This window comes from Geodermatophilus tzadiensis (assembly GCF_003002915.1).
GTDB lineage: Bacteria > Actinomycetota > Actinomycetes > Mycobacteriales > Geodermatophilaceae > Geodermatophilus > Geodermatophilus tzadiensis.
Map to the genome: position 1 here is coordinate 1 of NZ_PVTG01000005.1, position 17,792 is coordinate 17,792.

The window sequence follows — 17,792 nt, forward strand, 5'->3', positions numbered from 1 at the left end:
CGTCGTCGCCGACGAGCCAGACGTTGTTGTCGACGTCGAAGTCGGCCCCGTCGAGGCTGAACACCCCGGGAACGACGGCCTTCTCGATGCGGGCGCTCACTTGTCCAGCACCACGACCGAGCGCAGCACGTCACCCCGGCGCAGGTTCTCGAAGGCCTCCTCGACGTCGTCCAGCCCGATCGTCTCGGTGACGAACTCGTCGAGGGGGAAGCGGCCCTGCAGGTACAGGTCGGCGAGCATCGGGAAGTCGCGGGAGGGCAGGCAGTCGCCGTACCAGGAGGACCTGATCGCCCCACCGCGGCCGAAGACGTCGATGGCCGGCAGCTCGATGCGCACGTCCGGGGCGGGCACGCCGACCATGACGACGCGGCCGGCGAGGTCACGGGCGTAGAAGGCCTGCTCGAACACCTTCGGGTGCCCGACGGCGTCGATCGCGACGTCCACCCCGAAGCCTCCGGTCAGGGCCCTGATCGCCTCCACCGGGTCGGTCTCCCGGGAGTTGACCGTGTGGGTGGCGCCGAACCTCCGCGCCCACTCCAGCTTCCGGTCCTCGACGTCGACGGCGACGATCGTGGTCGCCCCGGCCAGCGTCGCGCCCGCGATGGCGGCGTTCCCCACCCCGCCGCAGCCGAAGACGGCCACGCTCTCACCCCGCCCGACCGCGCCGGTGTGCATCGCGGCGCCGGCGCCGGCCATGACGCCGCAGCCGAGCAGCCCGGCCGCGGTGGCCGGGGTGGCGGGGTCGACCTTGGTGCACTGCCCGGAGTGCACCAGGGTCTTCTCCACGAACGCGCCGATCCCCAGTGCCGGGGACAGCTCGGTGCCGTCGGCCAGGGTCATCTTCTGCGCGGCGTTGTGCGTGGCGAAGCAGTACTGCGGCTGCCCCTTGAGGCAGGCGCGGCACTGCCCGCACACCGCCCGCCAGTTGAGGACCACGAAGTCCCCGACCGCCACGTCCGTCACGCCCTCGCCGACCGCGGCCACGACCCCGGCGGCCTCGTGGCCGAGCAGGAACGGGAACTCGTCGTTGATGTTGCCCTCGCGGTAGTGCAGGTCGGTGGCGCAGACGCCGCAGGCCTGCACGTCGACGATCGCCTCACCGGGCCCCGGGTCCGGCACGAGGACCGTCTCGACGGTCACCGGGGCACCCTTGCCGCGGGCGACCACGCCCTTCACCTCGTAGGTCATGACGGTGGAGCTCCTCTCCTGGAGATGCGCGACCGCGTCGCGCCGGTGGGGACGGGCGTCCGGTGCGGTGGCGCTGCCGGACGGCGGTCCAGCCGCCCCTTGACCCCTGCCCGGCGCCACCCTATGTTGTTCGACGACTGATATACCAGTCCTCGTCACGACTTCCTGGCAGAGGGGATCCCGGCATGGTCGTCCAGCTCGGCGAGGCTCCGCCGACCGCTCCCGGCCGCTGGCTCGACCGGTCACTGGCGGACACGGACCCGGAGGTCTCCCAGGCGATCTCCGCGGAGCTGACCCGGCAGCAGACCACGCTGGAGATGATCGCCAGCGAGAACTCCGCTCCGGTTGCGGTGATGCAGGCGCAGGGGTCGGTGCTGACCAACAAGTACGCCGAGGGCTACCCGGGCCGGCGCTACTACGGCGGCTGCGAGCACGTCGACGTCGTCGAGCAGCTGGCCATCGACCGGCTGACGGCGCTGTTTGGCGCCGAGTACGCGAACGTGCAGCCGCACTCCGGCGCGCAGGCCAACGCGGCGGCGATGGCGGCGCTCCTGCAGCCCGGGGACACCATCCTGGGGCTCGACCTGGCCCACGGCGGCCACCTGACCCACGGGATGAAGCTCAACTTCTCCGGCAAGCTCTACGACGTCGCCGCCTACCACGTGCGGCCCGACGACCACCGCGTCGACATGGCCGAGGTCGAGCGGCTGGCCCACGAGCGGCGGCCCCGGCTCATCGTCGCCGGCTGGTCGGCCTACCCGCGGCAGCTGGACTTCGCCGAGTTCCGGCGGATCGCCGACGAGGTCGGCGCCTACCTGATGGTCGACATGGCCCACTTCGCCGGGCTGGTCGCCGCCGGGCTGCACCCCTCGCCCGTCCCGCACGCCCACGTCGTCACCTCGACCACCCACAAGACCCTCGGCGGTCCGCGCGGCGGCGTCATCCTGGCCACGGCCGACCTCGCGAAGAGGTTCAACTCGTCGGTCTTCCCCGGTCAGCAGGGCGGGCCCCTGGAGCACGTGATCGCCGCCAAGGCGGTGGCGTTCAAGCTGGCCGGTGAGCCCGCGTTCCGCGAGCGCCAGGAGCGGACGCTCGCCGGCGCCCGGATCCTGGCCGACCGGCTGCTGGCACCGGACTCCCGGGAGGCGGGCATCGACGTGGTCAGCGGCGGCACCGACGTCCACCTCGTCCTGGTCGACCTGCGGGGGTCGGAGCTCGACGGCCGGCAGGCCGAGGACCGGCTGCACGCGATCGGCATCACCGTCAACCGCAACGCGGTGCCGTTCGACCCCCGCCCGCCCATGGTCAGCTCCGGCGTCCGCATCGGCACCCCCGCCCTGGCCGCGCGCGGCTTCGACCGGGCCGACTTCGCGGAGGTCTCCGACGTGATCGCCACCGCCCTCCGGCCCGCCACCGGGGACCGGGAACTGGCTCGGCTCCGCGCGCGGGTCACCGACCTGGCCGACCGCCACCCGCTCTACCCCGACCTGACGGAGGTCCCCCGATGAGCCCCCGCACTCCCGGCGCGGACCTGCCCGATCACCCCGACCTCCTCTGGCGCGACACGGAGCCGAAGCGCTCCTACGACGTGGTGATCGTCGGAGGCGGTGGACACGGTCTGGCCACCGCGCACTACCTGGCCAAGGACCACGGCATCACGAACGTCGCGGTGCTGGAGAAGGGCTGGCTGGCCGGCGGCAACATGGCCCGCAACACCACGATCATCCGGTCCAACTACCTGTGGGACGAGAGCTCGGCCATCTACGAGCACGCGCTGAAGCTCTGGGAGGGGCTCGAGGAGGACCTCGGCTACCCGATCCTGTTCAGTCAGCGCGGCGTGCTCAACCTCGCCCACACCCTGCAGGACGTCCGCGACAGCGTGCGCCGGGTCGAGGCCAACAAGCTCAACGGCGTCGACGCGGAGTGGCTGGAGCCGGACGAGGTCCGCAAGGTCTGCCCGGTCGTCAACACCTCGACCGACATCCGCTACCCGGTCCTGGGGGCCACGTACCAGCCGCGCGCGGGCATCGCCAAGCACGACTACGTGGCCTGGGGCTTCGCCCGCCGCGCGGACGAGGCCGGGATCGACCTCGTCCAGGACTGCGAGGTCACCGGGTTCACCACCGACGGCGACCGGGTCACCGGGGTGCAGACCACCCGCGGCACCATCGCCGCCGGCACGGTGGCCCTCTGCGCGGCCGGCCACACCTCCGTGCTCACCGACATGCTCGGCATCCGCGTGCCGGTGCAGAGCCACCCGCTGCAGGCGCTGGTCTCCGAGCTCCTCGAGCCGGTGCACCCCACGGTGGTCATGTCCAACGCCGTGCACGTGTACGTCTCCCAGGCGCACAAGGGCGAGCTGGTCATGGGCGCCGGCGTCGACTCCTACAACGGCTACGGCCAGCGCGGCGCCTTCCACGTCATCGAGCGCCAGATGGCCGCCGCCGTCGAGCTCTTCCCGGTGTTCGCGCGGGCGCACCTGCTGCGCACCTGGGGCGGCATCGTCGACGTCAGCCCCGACGCCTCGCCGATCGTGGGGCGGACCCCCTACGACAACGTCTACCTCAACTGTGGCTGGGGCACCGGCGGGTTCAAGGCCACGCCCGGCATCGGCTCGGCCCTGGCGCACACCATCGCCCACGACGAGCCCCACCCGTACGTGGCGCCGTTCACCCTCGACCGCTTCGTCACCGGCGCCCTCGTCGACGAGCACGGCGCGGCCGCCGTGGCCCACTGACGTCCTCGCCCAGCCACCCAGGAGTCTCCCGTGCAACTCATCGCGTGCCCGTGGTGCGGCCCCCGCGAGGAGGTCGAGTTCTCCTACGGAGGGCAGGCCCACGTCCCCTACCCGGACAGCCCCGCCGAGCTCTCCGACGAGGAGTGGGCGCACTACGTCTTCTTCCGCGACAACCCCAAGGGCCGCTTCGCCGAGCGCTGGAACCACAGCGCCGGCTGCCGCCGCTGGTTCAACGCGATCCGCGACACCGCCACCTACCGCTTCGAGCGCGTCTACCGCCTCGATGACCCCAAGCCGGTGACCCCGTGACCAGTCCGTTCCGCACCCCCGAGGGCGGCCGCATCGACCGCAGCGCCACCGTCGAGTTCACCTTCGACGGGCAGGTCCTCCGCGGTCACCCCGGCGACACCCTGGCCTCGGCGCTGCTCGCCAACGGCCGGCACCAGGTCGCCACGAGCGTCAAGTTCGGCCGCCCCCGCGGCATCGCCGCCGCCTGGGCCGAGGACCCGGGCGGCCTGGTGCAGATCGAGGAGCCCTTCCCGGAGCCCATGCTGCTGGCCACCACCGTCGAGCTGTACGACGGGCTGGCCGCCTCCGGCCTGCCGGGGCAGGGCCGCCTCGCCGACGTCCCCGACTCGGCCCGCTACGACGCGGTCCACTCCCACGTCGACGTGCTGGTCGTCGGCGCCGGGCCCGCGGGGCTGGCCGCCGCGCTCACCGCATCCCGGTCCGGCGCGCGGGTGGCGCTGGTCGACGAGCAGTCCGAGGCCGGCGGCGCGCTGCTCGGCACCGACGACGAGCTCGACGGCGCGCCCGCCGTGGACTGGGTGGCGGCGGCGGTCGCCGAGCTGGCCGCGACCCCCGACGTCCTGCACCTGCAGCGGACGACGGCCTTCGGGCTCTACGACGACGGCTTCGTGCTCGCGCTGGAGCGGCGCACCGACCACCTCGGCGCCGCCGCGCCCAAGCACGTCTCCCGCCAGCGGGTGTGGCGCATCCGGGCACGCTCGGTCGTCGTCGCGACGGGGGCGCACGAGCGCCCGGTCGTGTTCGCCGACAACGACCGGCCGGGGACCATGCTCGCCGGCGCCGCCCGGACGTTCCTGCACCGCTACGGCGTGCTGCCCGGTCGCGAGGCCGTCGTGTTCACCACGAACGACAGCGCCTACGACGCCGCCCTCGACCTGTTCCGCGCGGGTGTGCGCGTGCAGGCCGTGGTCGACGCCCGGCCGGAGGGCTCGCCGCAGCGCCGTGCGGAGTGCGAGGGCGCCGGCATCCGCGTCCTGTCCGGCGCCGTGGTGACCGGCACGCAGGGCGTCGAGCGGGTCACGCACGCCCTCGTCGCCCCGTTCCTGGACGGCGAGGTCGGCGCGGGCAGCGCGATCGCCTGCGACCTGCTCCTGGTCAGCGGGGGCTGGAACCCCGCCGTGCACCTGTTCAGCCAGGCCCGCGGCCGGCTGCGCTACGACGCGACCCTCGGCGCCTTCCTCCCGGGGGAGGAGCTCGACGGTGTGGCCGTCGCCGGTTCGGCCGCCGGCGTGCCCGACCTGGCCGGCTGCCTGGCCGACGGGCAGCGCGTGGCCCGCGCCGCGCTCGGCGTGCCGGCCGTCCCGTCGGCGGCCGACGACCGGCTGCCCACCGCCCCGGAGCCCGTCGTCCCCACCGCGCCCCTGGTGCTGTGGCGGGTGCCGGATCCCTCCGGTGCCGAGGGCAGCACCTCGTTCGTCGACCTGCAGCGCGACGCGACGGTCGCCGACATCGCCCGCGCGGTGGGCGCCGGGCTGCGCTCCATCGAGCACGTCAAGCGCTACACGACGATCGGGACGGCGCACGACCAGGGCAAGACCTCCGGCGTGCTCACCTCGGGGATCGTCGCCGAGCTGCTGGGGGTCCCGGTGCAGGACACCGGGACGACCACGTTCCGGCCGCCCTACACCCCGGTCGCCTTCGCCGCGCTGGCCGGCCGTGACCGTGGGCGGCTGTTCGACCCCGAGCGGGTCACCGCCCTGCACGAGTGGCACGTGGCGGCGGGGGCGGTCTTCGAGGACGTCGGGCAGTGGAAGCGTCCCCGCCACTACCCGCGGCCCGGCGAGGACATGGAGGCCGCGGTCCTCCGCGAGTGCGCCGCGGCCCGCACCGGCGTCGGGATCCTCGACGGCTCCACCCTCGGCAAGATCGACGTCCAGGGCCCGGACGCCGCCGTCCTCCTGGACCGGCTGTACACGAACCTGATGAGCAGCCTGAAGGTCGGCTCGGTCCGCTACGGGGTCATGTGCGGCGTCGACGGCATGGTGATCGACGACGGCACGGTGCTGCGGCTGGCCGAGGACCGCTTCCTGGTCCTCACCACCACCGGCGGCGCGGCGAAGGTCCTCGACTGGATGGAGGAGTGGATCCAGACCGAGTGGCCGGACCTGCGGGTCCACTGCACCTCGGTCACCGAGCAGTGGTGCACCTTCCCGGTCGTCGGCCCGCGCTCCCGCGACGTCGTCGGCGCGGTCTTCCCCGGCGTGGACGTCTCGAACGAGGCCTTCCCGTTCATGACCTGGCGGGACACCACCCTCGACGGGGTGCCGGTCCGGCTGGCCCGGATCAGCTTCTCCGGCGAGCTGGCCTACGAGGTCTACGTCAACCCCTGGTACGCGGTCGCGGTGTGGCAGCGGCTGCTCGACGCCGGCCGCCCGCACGGCATCACGCCGTACGGCACCGAGACCATGCACGTCCTGCGCGCCGAGAAGGGCTACCCGATCATCGGGCAGGACACCGACGGCACCGTCACCCCGCACGACCTCGGCATGGCCTGGGCGGTCTCGAAGAAGAAGCCCGACTTCGTCGGCAAGCGCTCCTTCGCCCGCCCGGAGAACCACAACCCGCTGCGCAAGCACCTGGTCGGGCTGCTGCCCGTGGACCGGCAGACCGTCCTGCCGGAGGGCTCGCAGATCGTCGAGTACCGCACCGACGGACGGCTGCCGGCGCCGCCGGTGCCGATGCTCGGCCACGTCACCTCCAGCTACCGCAGCGCCGAGCTCGCCCGCCCCTTCGCCCTGGCCCTGGTCAAGGGCGGCCGGGAGCGCATCGGCGAGACCGTCCACGTCCCCGTCGACGGCACGCTCGTCCCGGTGGAGGTCACCGGCTCGGTGCTCGTCGACCCCGAAGGAGCCCGTCGCGATGGCTGAGCTGCTGCGCACCTCCCCGCTCCAGGCGTGGACCGACACCTTCGCCCGCCTGCCGGATCCCGTCGGCATCACCGCCGAACCGTTCGTCGCGACGGTCGACGTCCGGCTCGGCACCGTCGGCCCGGAGGCGTCGGCGGCGCTGGGCGTCGACCTGCCGACGGCGCCCAACACCTGGGTGCCCGCCGGCACGGGGCGGGCCGTCTGGCTGGGCCCCGACGAGTGGCTGCTCACCAGCAGCACGGAGACGCCGGAGGAGTTCGAGGCCCGGGTCCGCGCCGCCGTCCTGCCGCTGGGCGGGTCCGCGACCGACGTCTCCGCGCAGCGGATCGGCCTGCGGCTGACGGGTGCGCGGGTGCGCGACGTCCTGGCCACGGGCTGCTCGATCGACCTGCACCCGCGGGTGTTCGGCCGGGGGAGCAGCGCGCAGACGACGCTCGGCCAGGCCGGCGTCGTCCTGCTGGCCCTCTCCGACGCCGCCGACGACTTCCTCGTGCTCGTCCGGTCGTCGTTCGCCGGCTACCTGGCCGACTGGCTGCTCGACGCGGCCCTCGAGTTCACGACCACCCCCACCCACGACCGCTGACCGGCCGTCAGTCAGGAGCTGAGCAATGTCCACCACCCCTCGTGTGGTCGTCATCGGAGCGGGGATCGTCGGTGCCAACCTGGCCGACGAGCTGACCGCCCGTGGCTGGGACCGCGTCACCGTCGTCGACCAGGGGCCCCTGCCGCTGACCGGGGGCTCCACGTCGCACGCGCCGGGCCTGGTCTTCCAGACCAACGCCTCCAAGACCATGACGGCGTTCGCCCGCTACACGGTGGAGAAGTTCACCGACATCGACGTCGACGGCGCCTGGTGCTTCAACCCGGTCGGCGGCCTCGAGGTCGCCACGACGCCGGAGCGGCTCGCCGACCTGCACCGCAAGCAGGGCTGGGCCACCTCCTGGGGCGTCGAGGCGCAGGTGGTCGACGCCGACGAGTGCGTGCGGCTGCACCCGCTCGTCGACCGTGAGCGCATCCTCGGCGGCCTGCACATCCCCTCCGACGGCCTGGCCAAGGCCTCCCGGGCGGTGGTCGCGCTGGCCCGCCGCGCCGAGGCGCGGGGCGCCCGCTTCCAGGGCTCGACGCGGGTGACCGGCATCGAGCAGAGCGGTGGGCGCGTGACCGGCGTCCGGACCCCGGACGGCGTTCTGCCCGCCGACGTCGTGGTCTCCTGCGCCGGCTTCTGGGGCCAGGAGCTCGGCGCGATGGTCGGGATGACCGTGCCGCTGCTGCCCCTGGCCCACCAGTTCGTCTGGACCGGCCAGGTGCCCGACCTGGTCGGCCGCAACGACGAGCGCAGCGAGGCGAGCCTGCCGATCCTGCGCCACCAGGACCAGGACCTCTACTACCGGGAGCGCGCCGACCGCCTCGGCATCGGCTCCTACGCGCACCGGCCGATGCCGGTCGACCTGCGCGAGCTGCCGCAGGGGGACGGCGTCGGGGAGGAGTCGATGCCCTCGATGCTGCCCTTCACCGAGGAGGACTTCGCCGCCCAGTGGGAGGAGAGCCGTCTGCTGCTGCCCTCGCTGCGGTCCTCGAAGATCGACTCCGGCTTCAACGGGGTCTTCTCCTTCACCCCGGACGGCGGCCCGCTGATCGGGGAGTCGCGGGACGTGGCGGGCTTCTGGATCGCCGAGGCGGTCTGGGTGACGCACTCGGCCGGCGTGGCCCGGTCGGTGGCCCAGCTGCTCGTCGACGGCCGCAGCGAGGTGGACCTGCACGGCTGCGACGTGCACCGCTTCGAGGACGTCCAGCTCACGCCGGAGTACGTGCGCGAGACCTCGCAGCAGAACTTCGTCGAGGTCTACGACGTCCTCCACCCGCTGCAGCCCCGGCTGTCGCCGCGCGACCTGCGGGTCAGCCCCTTCCACGCCCGGCAGCAGGAGCTGGGTGCGGTCTTCCTGGAGGCCGGCGGCTGGGAGCGGCCGCACTGGTACGAGGCCAACGCGCACCTGCTGGACGAGCTGCCCGCGGAGTGGGTGCCGCCGGAGCGCGACGCGTGGGCAGGGCAGTTCTGGTCCCCGGTCGCGGCGGCCGAGGCGTGGAGGACCCGCACCGCCGTCGCGCTGTACGACATGACCCCGCTCAAGCGGCTCGAGGTCAGCGGTCCCGGCGCCCTCGCGCTCCTGCAGCGGCTCACGACCGGGGAGATGGACAAGTCCGTCGGGTCGGTGACCTACACGCTCGCCCTCGACGCGGCCGGCGGCATCCGCAGCGACCTCACCGTCGCCCGGCTCGGCGAGCAGCTCTTCCAGGTCGGCGCCAACGGCCCCCTCGACCACGACCTCCTGCTGCGCGAGGCGCCCGACGACGGCAGCGTGCAGGTCCGGGACGTCACCGGCGGCACCTGCTGCATCGGGCTGTGGGGCCCGCGGGCCCGCGACCTGGTGCAGCGGGTCAGTGCCGACGACTTCACCGACGACGGGCTGAGGTACTTCCGCGCCAAGCGGGCCCGGATCGGGGGAGTGCCGGTGACGGCGATGCGGCTGTCCTACGTCGGGGAGCTCGGCTGGGAGCTCTACGCCAGCGCCGACTCCGGACAGCGGCTGTGGGACGCGCTGTGGCGGGCCGGCCAGGACCTCGGTGTCGTCGCCGCGGGCCGGGCGGCGTTCGGCAGCCTGCGGCTGGAGAAGGGCTACCGCGCCTGGGGCCACGACATGACCACCGAGCACGACCCCTACGAGGCCGGTCTCGGCTTCGCCGTGCGGAAGCAGAAGCAGGGCTACGTGGGCCAGGAGGCCCTCGCCGGGCGCAGCGCCGACACGGTCAGCCGCCGGCTGTCCTGCCTGACGATCGACGACGGCCGCAGCGTCGTCCTCGGCCACGAGCCGGTGTTCGTCGACGGGCGGCCGGCGGGCTACGTGACGAGCGCGGCCTTCGGGCACACCGTCGGCCGGCCGATCGCCTACGCCTGGCTGCCGGCCTCGGCGACCGTCGGCACGAGCGTCGAGATCGAGTACTTCGGCGCCCGCATCCGCGCGACCGTCGCCGCCGAGCCGCTCGTCGACCCGGAGATGACCCGCATCCGCGGCTGAGAAAGGACCCCCTTGCCCCCCACCCCTCGCAAGCTCGGGGCGGGACCCTGCAAGGGGGCCGTCCCCTGCCCCCGCAGCCCCGGGGGCAGGGGTGCGCTCCTAGATGACCGCGCGGATCGCCTTCTCGAAGCCGAGCACGTGCTCACGGGCGAGCTCGTCGGCCCGGTCGGCGTCGCCGGCGGCGATGGCGCGCAGCAGCTCGACGTGCTCCCCGACGTGCTCGTCGACCGTGGGCAGCCGGTCCAGGAACAGGCAGAAGATCCGCGTCGCCAGGTTGTCGTAGCGGATCAGGACGTCCTCCAGGTGGGGGTTGCCGCCGGCCCGGTAGATGGCCCGGTGCACGGCGAGGTCCCAGCGCATCAGCTCGGTTCGATCGGTCCGGGCGACGTCCAGGTGCTCGATGCTCGCGGCCAGCTCCTCGAGCTCGGCGAACGACGTGCGGACGGCGCGCTCGGCGGCGCGGCGCGCCGCCAGCGGCTCGAGCTGGGCGCGGATGTCGGAGATGTGCGCCAGGTCGGAGATGTCCATGCCGGTCGCGAAGGTCCCGCGCCGGGGGTAGGACACCACGAGCCGGTCCCCCTCCAGGCGCTTCAGCGCCTCACGGACCGGTGTCCGGCCCACACCGAGGTCCTTGGCCAGCTCGTCGTCGTCGATCGGGTCGCCCGGGCGGATGTCGAGCATGATCAGCCGGTCCCGGATCGCCACGTAGGCCTTGTCCGCCAGGGACGCGACGGTGGACGAGTCGAGGTCCAGGGGCGCAGCGCTCACGGACGGATCGTAGAGCTTGGTCACCGCCGGGCCTTGCCTCGTCAGGGGGATCGACATACCGTGACGATACAGCTGATATACCAACTGTGTACCAATTCCGCAGTGGGGATCGGCACACCGGGCGGAGGAGGCACGGGTGACCATCAGCGCCTTCGACCTGTTCAAGGTCGGCATCGGCCCGTCGAGCTCGCACACCGTCGGCCCCATGCGCGCGGCCTGCGCCTTCGCCTCCCGCCTCCGGGACGAGGGCCTGCTGGGACGGGTCGCGGGGGTGCGCTGCGAGCTGTTCGGGTCGCTGGGGGCGACCGGGCACGGGCACGGCAGCGTCAAGGCCGTCGTCCTGGGCCTCGAGGGGGAGCAGCCCGACCTGGTCGACCCGGTCGCGGCCGAGCCGCGCGTCGACGCCGTCCGCCGCGAGGGCAAGCTCCTCCTGGCCGGCGAGCACCCCATCGCGTTCTCGGTCGACGACGACGTCGTGCTGCACCGTCGCAAGCGGCTGGACTTCCACAGCAACGGCATGCTCTTCCGCGCCCTGGACGCCCGGGGGGAGGAGGTCGACCGGCGCGAGTACTACTCGGTGGGCGGCGGGTTCGTGCTCGACGAGGACGACGCCGGCAACCCGGCCGTCGTCGAGGACCCCACACCCGTCCGGTACCCGTTCCGGACCGGTGAGGAGCTGCTCGCCCGCACCCGGGAGACGGGCCTGCGGATCAGCGACGTGATGCTGGCCAACGAGCTGGCCTGGCGCAGCGAGGGGGAGGTCCGCGCCGGCCTGCTGCACGTCTGGTCGGTGATGCAGGAGTGCGTGGAGCGCGGCACCCGGACCACCGGCGTCCTGCCCGGCGGGCTGAGGGTCCGCCGGCGCGCGGCCGCGCTGCACGCCCAGCTGGAGAGCTCCCCGGACGAGACCGACCCGCTCCGAGCGATGGACTGGGTCACCCTCTACGCGCTGGCGGTCAACGAGGAGAACGCCGCCGGGGGCCGGGTGGTGACCGCACCGACCAACGGCGCCGCCGGCATCGTGCCGGCCGTCCTGCACTACTACCGCGACTTCGTCGACTCCTACGACGAGGACGGCGTCGTGCGGTTCCTGCTCACCGCCGCCGCGATCGGGCTGCTGTTCAAGGAGAACGCCTCCATCTCCGGCGCCGAGGTCGGGTGCCAGGGCGAGGTGGGCTCGGCCTGCTCGATGGCCGCGGCCGGCCTCGCCGAGGTGCTCGGCGGAACGCCGGAGCAGGTGGAGAACGCCGCCGAGATCGGCATCGAGCACAACCTCGGCCTCACCTGCGACCCGGTGGGCGGGCTGGTGCAGATCCCGTGCATCGAGCGCAACGCCGTGGGCTCGGTCAAGGCCATCACCGCCGCCCGCATGGCCGTGCGCGGGGACGGCCGGCACCACGTCTCGCTGGACAAGGCGATCAAGACCATGCGCGAGACGGGTGCGGACATGAAGGACAAGTACAAGGAGACCGCCCGTGGCGGGCTGGCCCTCAACATCGTCGAGTGCTGAGGAGGCACCCGTGTCCCACCCGTTCATCCTCACGCTCAGCTGCCCCGAGCGGCCGGGCATCGTGCACGCGGTGACCTCGTTCCTGTTCCGGCACGGCTGCGACATCGTCGAGCACCAGCAGTTCGACGACGCGGTGCGCGGGCAGCTGTTCCTGCGCACCGAGTTCGTCTGCGCCGAGGACACCGACTGCGCCCGCCTCTCGGCGGACTTCTCGTCGGTGGCCGAGGAGTTCGGGATGACCTTCCAGGTCTCCGGGGAGCGGCCGCAGCGAGTCGTGGTCATGGTGTCCAAGCTCGGTCACTGCCTGAACGACCTGGTCTTCCGGTGGCGGGCCGGCAACCTCGGCGCCGAGCTCGTCGCCGTGGTCTCCAACCACGAGGACCTGCGCCCGATGGCGGAGGCGGCCGGCCTCCCGTTCGTCCACCTGCCGGTGACGCCGGCGACCAAGCGCGAGGCCGAGGCCCGGCTGCTCGAGCTGGTCGAGGAGTACCGGGCCGACCTGGTCGTGCTGGCCCGCTACATGCAGATCCTCTCCGACGAGACGTGCGCGGCCCTGTACGGCCGGGCGATCAACATCCACCACTCCTTCCTGCCGGGGTTCAAGGGCGCCAAGCCCTACCACCAGGCCTTCGACCGCGGCGTGAAGCTGGTCGGCGCGACGGCCCACTACGTCACCGCCGACCTGGACGAGGGCCCGATCATCGAGCAGGAGGTCATCCGGATCGACCACACCTACGACCCTCGTGCGCTGGCCACGGTCGGCCAGGACGCCGAGGCGCTGGCACTGTCGCGGGCCGTCCGGTGGCACAGCGAGCAGCGGGTGCTCCTCAACGGGCACAGCACCGTCGTCTTCCGGTGACCCGGCCGCCGGGTCCCCGATGCCGACCGGCAGCGGGATCGGTCCGGCAGCGCGCCGAGGACGCCGTGGCCGCCGTCCTCGGTCCCGGGCCGCACCCGGACGGGTGAGGTGGTGGCCGAGACCGGCGCGCCGGGCGACGTGTTCGTGCGCCGGGCCGCCGGCGCCGGCCTCCTCGTCGTCGGCAGCCGCAGAGCGGGCCGGGCTCTCGGTCCGGTCGCCCTGCACTGCGTGGTGCACGCGCCGTGCCCCGTGCTGGTGGTCCGGCCGGAGCGCCACCAGCGTGTTCCCGCCGCCTCAGCGCCCGTCGAGGCCGCGCGCGGCTGACCACACCCCCGGCCCGCTCAGGCGGGTCGGTGCAGCAGCTCCTTGAGAGCTCCGTCGATGAAGTCGTTGTCGGCCGGGTTGTTGCCCAGGCCGGCGAAGTGCCCGTAGATGCTCGGGATGACCCGGACCTCCCCGTTCGGGATGAACTGGGATGCCCACTCCTCGTCCTCGGGAGGGAAGTAGAGGTCCGTCTTGCCCGGCATCGCGAGCAGCGGGCAGCGTATGGACCGGAGTGCGGCCTCGGTGTCGCCGTCGAGACCCGGGGTCTGTACGACGTCGCCGTGCTCCCACGTCCACAGCATGCCCAGCAGGTTGTTCGGGTCCCGATCGTCGAGCCAGAAGCCCTCCCAGAAACCGACGAGGAAGTCCTCGAGGGAGGAGAAACCGATCCTGCGGTACTCGCGCTGCCGGTAGAAGGCCTGGGACAGGCCCCAGCCGGCGTAGATCCGGGCGAAGGCGCGCAGCCCGACGGTGGGCAGTGCGCCGGGGGAGTAACGCCCGCCGTTGAAGACGGGGTCGGCGGTGAGCGCCGCGCGGAGGCTCTTCAGGAAGACCTGGTTGTGTTCGCTGGTGACGGGCGCGCCCACGATGGGCGCGGCCCGCTTCACCATCTCGGGGTGGCTGACGGCCCACTGGTACGTCTGCGCCGCGCCCATGGAGGAACCCAGGACCAGCTCGATGGACTCGATGCCCCACTTCTGCGTGAGCAGCCGGTGTTGCACCTCGACCTGGTCGTAGAAGGTGACCGGCGGGAAGTTCGGGCCGTCGTAGGGGGGAGGGGTGTTGCTGGGCGAGGACGACAGGCCGTTGTTGAGCTGGTTCGGGACGACGATGAAGTACTCGTCCGGGTCGCAGGCCCTGCCCTTCCCGATCGTCCACTCGTTGGCGTCGTGCCAGGCGCTGTACCACGTCGGATGGACGATCACGTTGGACTTGTCGGCGTTCAGCGTGCCGTAGGTCTTGTAGGCGAGCGTCGCTCCCCGCAGGGTCGCGCCCCGTTGCAGGACGACGTCGCCGAGGTCGAACAACTCGTGGTCGGTGGGCATGGGCATGGCGACTCCCGCAGGCTCGAGGGGGTGGGTGAGGTGCTCGGCGTCCTCCGGGACGTCGTTCCCGGGGAGCTCCGTCCGTGAGGACGCCGGGTGTGCGCGGACGGAGGTGCCCGGTGCACTCCCGCTCCCCTCAGTGCCGGTGACCGCCGGCACGGGACAGCCGGCGGCCGGACGGGGGTCCGGTGACCACCGGCTCGCCGCTGCGCGCTCGATCCACGCGTCTGCGGTCGCTGCGGCCCGCGTCCCGCAGGCCCCCTCCCGGTGGTCCCCCCACTCCCACGCCGTAGTGGCGCCGAGCGGGCTGGGTGCAGGACGGGCACGGCGCCGTCGCCGCGGCATCCTGCATGTCGCAGCGGAGGTCGAAGGACCCGCAGTCGGGACAGCGGAACTCGTACAGCGGCACGCGGTGCTCCTCTCCGGTGCGTGCTCCGGGGCGGTCGTGCCCGCCCCGGAGCACCGGTCGGTCAGTCAGCGAGCAGGTCGCGGCCTCCGCCGGCTCCACCGGGGAGGATGTTCCGGTCGAAGATCGACAGCGGGATGCTGAGGGAGACCGCACTGTTGGGGATGTCGACCACGCCGCCGATGCGGCCGTCGATCGGTGCCGCTCCGAGGAACAGGTAGGCCTGCTCGAAGGTCCAGTCCATCGCCGGCATCAGGTAGTTGATGGCGTTGAGGCAGGCCTGTCGGTAGGCGACCGTCGCGTTCATGTAGTAGTTGCGGCCGTCCTCGACGCTGATCCCCTCGAAGGTCAGGAACTCCGAGTAGTTGGGGCCGACCCGGCCGGGCTTGAAGAACGGCATCGACTGCTTGTAGCGGTCCATCCCCCCCTTGACCAGGTCGAAGTGGAGGTCGATGAAGCCGGGCATCTCGATGGCACCGCAGAAGGTGATCTCCCCGTCGCCCTGGGCGAAGTGCAGATCCCCGACGGAGAACAGGCCGCCGGGGACGAAGACCGGCATGTACACCCGGCTGCCGACACCGAGGTCCTTGATGTCGACGTTGCCGCCGTGCTCCCGGGGCGGGATCGTGCGGCAGGCCTCGGCGGCGGCCCGCTCGAGGTCCGCCCCGCTCAGCGTGCCCAGCAGCGCGTCGTGGGGCAGCGGGGGGAGTGCGAGAGCGGGTACCTGCGGGGTCCCCGGCGTGTCACCGCCGTGTGCGGGGACGTCGCCGGTGATCCGGTCGGGGTTCTGGTCGATGAGCGCCTGTTCCCGCCGGTTCCACTCGGCGAGCAGGTCGTGGGACGGCGCGCAACCGAACAGCCCCGGGTGGGAGTTCCCGATGAACCGCACGCCGGGGACGTGCCTGCTGGTCGTCCAGATCCCGTCGAGGTCCCAGATCGCCTTGGACGCCTGTGGGGAGTGGTCGGTGAGGAAGCCGCCGCCGTTCTCCTTGGCGAAGATCCCGGTGTAGCCCCACGGCTGCACGTCGAAGGGACCGATGTCGACGATGTCCACGACGAGCAGGTCGCCGGGCTCGGCGCCCTCGATCGCGAACGGGCCGCTCAACATGTGGCACGGGTCGATGTTCATGTCCCGGATGTCGTCGGCGTCGTCGCTGTTGCGGACCTGGTCGTCGGTCCAGTCCTTGCACTCGATCCGGTACGTCGCGCCGGGGGCCACCGTGTTGGCCGGCGGGATGTCGGGGTGCCAGCGGTTGTGGCCGGGAACCGTCTGGTCGCGCATCGACACGCTCAGGTCGCGGTTGATCTCGAAGATGACGTCGGGCACAGGAACTCCTCGGGGGGAAGCACGGCGGGACGGACGGGACGGTGCGGCGAGGGACGGGGGCGCGGCCTCCTCCCGGTCGTGCGGACGCCGGTCGCTCTCCGGCGTCCGTGCGTCGTCGCGCTCAGAAGCTGGACCTGGGCACGCCGGCGCCGGGGTCGATCCGGGTCGGACCGGATGCCGACGGGGTCACGTCGAAGTCGAAGATCCCGGTGGGGATGTACACGGTCGAGCACGAGTTGGGGATGTCGACGACGCCGGACAGCCGCCCCTCGATCGGTGCAGCGCCCAGGATCATGTAGGCCTGCTCCGGGGTGTAGCCGAACCTGGTCAGGTAGTCGATCGCGTGCAGGCAGGCCCGCTGGTAGGACAGGTGTGAGTCCAGGTAGTGCTGTTCGTCGTCCAGGGTCACCGACGTGCCGGAGAAGGCCAGCCACCGCTCGTAGCGGGGGTCGACGTTGCCGGGCATGAAGACGGCGTTCTCGCTCACCCCGTAGGTCTCCATGCCGCCCTTGATGACGTCGACGTGCAGGTCCATGAACCCGCCCATCTCGATGGCACCGCAGAAGGTGATCTCCCCGTCGCCCTGGGAGAAGTGCAGGTCACCCATCGAGAGCTTCGCGCCTGGGACGAAGACCGGGTAGAACACCCGGCTGCCCTTGGTCAGGTTCTTGATGTCCTGGTTCCCGCCGTTCTCCCGGGGCGGGGCCGTGCGTGCCGCTTCACCGGCCACCCGCTCGAACTCGGCGCCCGTCAGGCCGCCGAGGATCGCGTCCTGGGGGAGTGGCGGCAGCGCCAGTGGTGGGACCCGGTCGGGGTCGGTCGCGATGAGGGCGGCCTCCCTGCGGTTCCAGCGGGCCAGCAGGTCGGCAGACGGCGCGGTCCCCATGAGGCCGGGGTGCACGATCCCGGTGAAGGAGACACCGGGGACGTGCCGGGAGGTGGCGGTCTGCCCGGAGAAGTCCCAGATCACCTTGTAGGCGTCGGGGAACTGCTCGGTCAGGAAGCCGCCGCCGTTCTGGGTGGCGAAGATGCCCGTGTAGCCCCAGCCCTGGCCGGCGAGCGGACCGCTGTCCTCCTGCGGGATGGGCCCGACGTCGAGGATGTCGACGATCAGCAGGTCACCGGGCTCGGCCCCCTCCACCGCGATCGGGCCGCTGAGCACGTGCACCGTGGAGAGCGGTGCATCGCGGACGTCGTCGGCGGAGTCGTCGTTGTGGATCGCCCCGTCGAACCACTCCCGGCAGTGCACCCGGAAGGTGTCGTCGGGGCGGACGGTCACCTGGGTCGGGATGTCGGGGTGCCAGCGGTTGTGGCCGAGGTACTTCTGGTCGGTGAACTTCTTGCCGGAGTCGAGGGGGAAGACGACGTCGGGCATGG

14 protein-coding genes and 1 pseudogene are annotated in these 17,792 nt (G+C 72.6%); 9 read left to right on the forward strand and 6 right to left on the reverse strand.

The annotated features are described in order from the left end of the window. Positions 1 to 96: 96 nt before the first annotated feature. Entirely contained in the window at positions 97 to 1,188 is a 1,092-nt protein-coding gene (locus LY71_RS08390) for an S-(hydroxymethyl)mycothiol dehydrogenase (protein ID WP_106276533.1), read from the reverse strand. 185 nt (positions 1,189 to 1,373) lie between these two features. On the opposite strand from LY71_RS08390, the gene glyA reads away from it, so the two are divergent. Genes glyA through LY71_RS08420 form a run of 6 tightly spaced genes read left to right on the forward strand, consistent with a single transcriptional unit; the run spans position 1,374 to position 10,175 of the window. Then, the gene (gene glyA, locus LY71_RS08395; protein ID WP_106276534.1) at positions 1,374 to 2,696 is read left to right on the forward strand and encodes a serine hydroxymethyltransferase; all 1,323 of its coding nucleotides are present in this window, start codon (positions 1,374 to 1,376) and stop codon (positions 2,694 to 2,696) included. After that, positions 2,693 to 3,925, forward strand: a complete 1,233-nt coding sequence (locus tag LY71_RS08400) for a sarcosine oxidase subunit beta family protein (RefSeq protein ID WP_106276535.1) — start codon at positions 2,693 to 2,695, stop codon at positions 3,923 to 3,925. Before glyA ends, LY71_RS08400 begins: the two co-directional genes overlap by 4 nt. A gap of 30 nt (positions 3,926 to 3,955) precedes the next feature. Further along, complete coding sequence (locus LY71_RS08405) at positions 3,956 to 4,234, forward strand: sarcosine oxidase subunit delta (protein ID WP_106276536.1); 279 nt, start codon at positions 3,956 to 3,958, stop codon at positions 4,232 to 4,234. Next, positions 4,231 to 7,101 carry a 2Fe-2S iron-sulfur cluster-binding protein gene (locus LY71_RS08410; RefSeq protein ID WP_106276537.1) on the forward strand — a complete coding sequence of 957 codons (2,871 nt, stop codon included), beginning with the start codon at positions 4,231 to 4,233 and terminating at the stop codon, positions 7,099 to 7,101. The genes LY71_RS08405 and LY71_RS08410 overlap by 4 nt, the downstream gene beginning before the upstream one ends. After that, positions 7,094 to 7,684, forward strand: coding sequence for a sarcosine oxidase subunit gamma (locus tag LY71_RS08415; RefSeq protein WP_106276538.1), 591 nt, complete (start codon positions 7,094 to 7,096; stop codon positions 7,682 to 7,684). Before LY71_RS08410 ends, LY71_RS08415 begins: the two co-directional genes overlap by 8 nt. 25 nt (positions 7,685 to 7,709) lie before the next feature. Next, positions 7,710 to 10,175, forward strand: a complete 2,466-nt coding sequence (locus LY71_RS08420; RefSeq protein WP_106276539.1) for a GcvT family protein — start codon at positions 7,710 to 7,712, stop codon at positions 10,173 to 10,175. A gap of 99 nt (positions 10,176 to 10,274) precedes the next feature. Here LY71_RS08420 and LY71_RS08425 read toward each other — a convergent pair whose 3' ends face one another. Next, positions 10,275 to 10,943, reverse strand: a complete 669-nt coding sequence (locus tag LY71_RS08425; protein WP_245887767.1) for a GntR family transcriptional regulator — start codon at positions 10,941 to 10,943, stop codon at positions 10,275 to 10,277. A gap of 136 nt (positions 10,944 to 11,079) precedes the next feature. On the opposite strand from LY71_RS08425, the gene LY71_RS08430 reads away from it, so the two are divergent. The 3 genes and pseudogenes from LY71_RS08430 to LY71_RS08440 form a co-directional block, all read left to right on the forward strand. Beyond that, positions 11,080 to 12,453 carry an L-serine ammonia-lyase gene (locus tag LY71_RS08430; RefSeq protein WP_106276541.1) on the forward strand — a complete coding sequence of 458 codons (1,374 nt, stop codon included), beginning with the start codon at positions 11,080 to 11,082 and terminating at the stop codon, positions 12,451 to 12,453. Positions 12,454 to 12,463: 10 nt separating this feature from the next. Further along, positions 12,464 to 13,312 (forward strand): formyltetrahydrofolate deformylase, encoded by an 849-nt coding sequence (gene purU / locus LY71_RS08435; protein ID WP_106276542.1) that lies wholly within the window; start codon positions 12,464 to 12,466, stop codon positions 13,310 to 13,312. A 102-nt stretch (positions 13,313 to 13,414) separates the two neighbouring features. Continuing rightward, positions 13,415 to 13,636: pseudogene (locus LY71_RS08440) on the forward strand (universal stress protein); the annotation flags it as partial. 17 nt (positions 13,637 to 13,653) lie between these two features. Here LY71_RS08440 and LY71_RS08445 read toward each other — a convergent pair. From LY71_RS08445 to fmdA (LY71_RS08460), 4 genes are all read right to left on the reverse strand, one after another. Beyond that, positions 13,654 to 14,688 carry an alpha/beta fold hydrolase gene (locus LY71_RS08445; protein WP_106276544.1) on the reverse strand — a complete coding sequence of 345 codons (1,035 nt, stop codon included), beginning with the start codon at positions 14,686 to 14,688 and terminating at the stop codon, positions 13,654 to 13,656. Between the two features lie 130 nt (positions 14,689 to 14,818). After that, on the reverse strand, positions 14,819 to 15,244 hold the full coding sequence (locus LY71_RS24645; protein ID WP_425433024.1) for an FmdB family zinc ribbon protein: 426 nt from the start codon (positions 15,242 to 15,244) through the stop codon (positions 14,819 to 14,821). Next, positions 15,153 to 16,415, reverse strand: a complete 1,263-nt coding sequence (gene fmdA / locus LY71_RS08455) for a formamidase (RefSeq protein ID WP_106276546.1) — start codon at positions 16,413 to 16,415, stop codon at positions 15,153 to 15,155. Before fmdA (LY71_RS08455) ends, LY71_RS24645 begins: the two co-directional genes overlap by 92 nt. Positions 16,416 to 16,536: 121 nt before the next feature. Further along, positions 16,537 to 17,790, reverse strand: coding sequence for a formamidase (fmdA, locus tag LY71_RS08460; RefSeq protein ID WP_106276547.1), 1,254 nt, complete (start codon positions 17,788 to 17,790; stop codon positions 16,537 to 16,539). Positions 17,791 to 17,792: the final 2 nt, after the last annotated feature.

Coding starts and splice junctions, on each gene's coding strand:
- LY71_RS08415 (WP_106276538.1), top strand. CDS start 7,094: ATGGCTGAGCTGCTGCGCACCTCCCCGCTCCAGGCGTGGACCGACACC.
- LY71_RS08390 (WP_106276533.1), bottom strand. CDS start 1,188: ATGACCTACGAGGTGAAGGGCGTGGTCGCCCGCGGCAAGGGTGCCCCG.
- LY71_RS08400 (WP_106276535.1), top strand. CDS start 2,693: ATGAGCCCCCGCACTCCCGGCGCGGACCTGCCCGATCACCCCGACCTC.
- LY71_RS08445 (WP_106276544.1), bottom strand. CDS start 14,688: ATGCCCATGCCCACCGACCACGAGTTGTTCGACCTCGGCGACGTCGTC.
- LY71_RS08420 (WP_106276539.1), top strand. CDS start 7,710: ATGTCCACCACCCCTCGTGTGGTCGTCATCGGAGCGGGGATCGTCGGT.
- glyA (WP_106276534.1), top strand. CDS start 1,374: ATGGTCGTCCAGCTCGGCGAGGCTCCGCCGACCGCTCCCGGCCGCTGG.
- fmdA (WP_106276547.1), bottom strand. CDS start 17,790: ATGCCCGACGTCGTCTTCCCCCTCGACTCCGGCAAGAAGTTCACCGAC.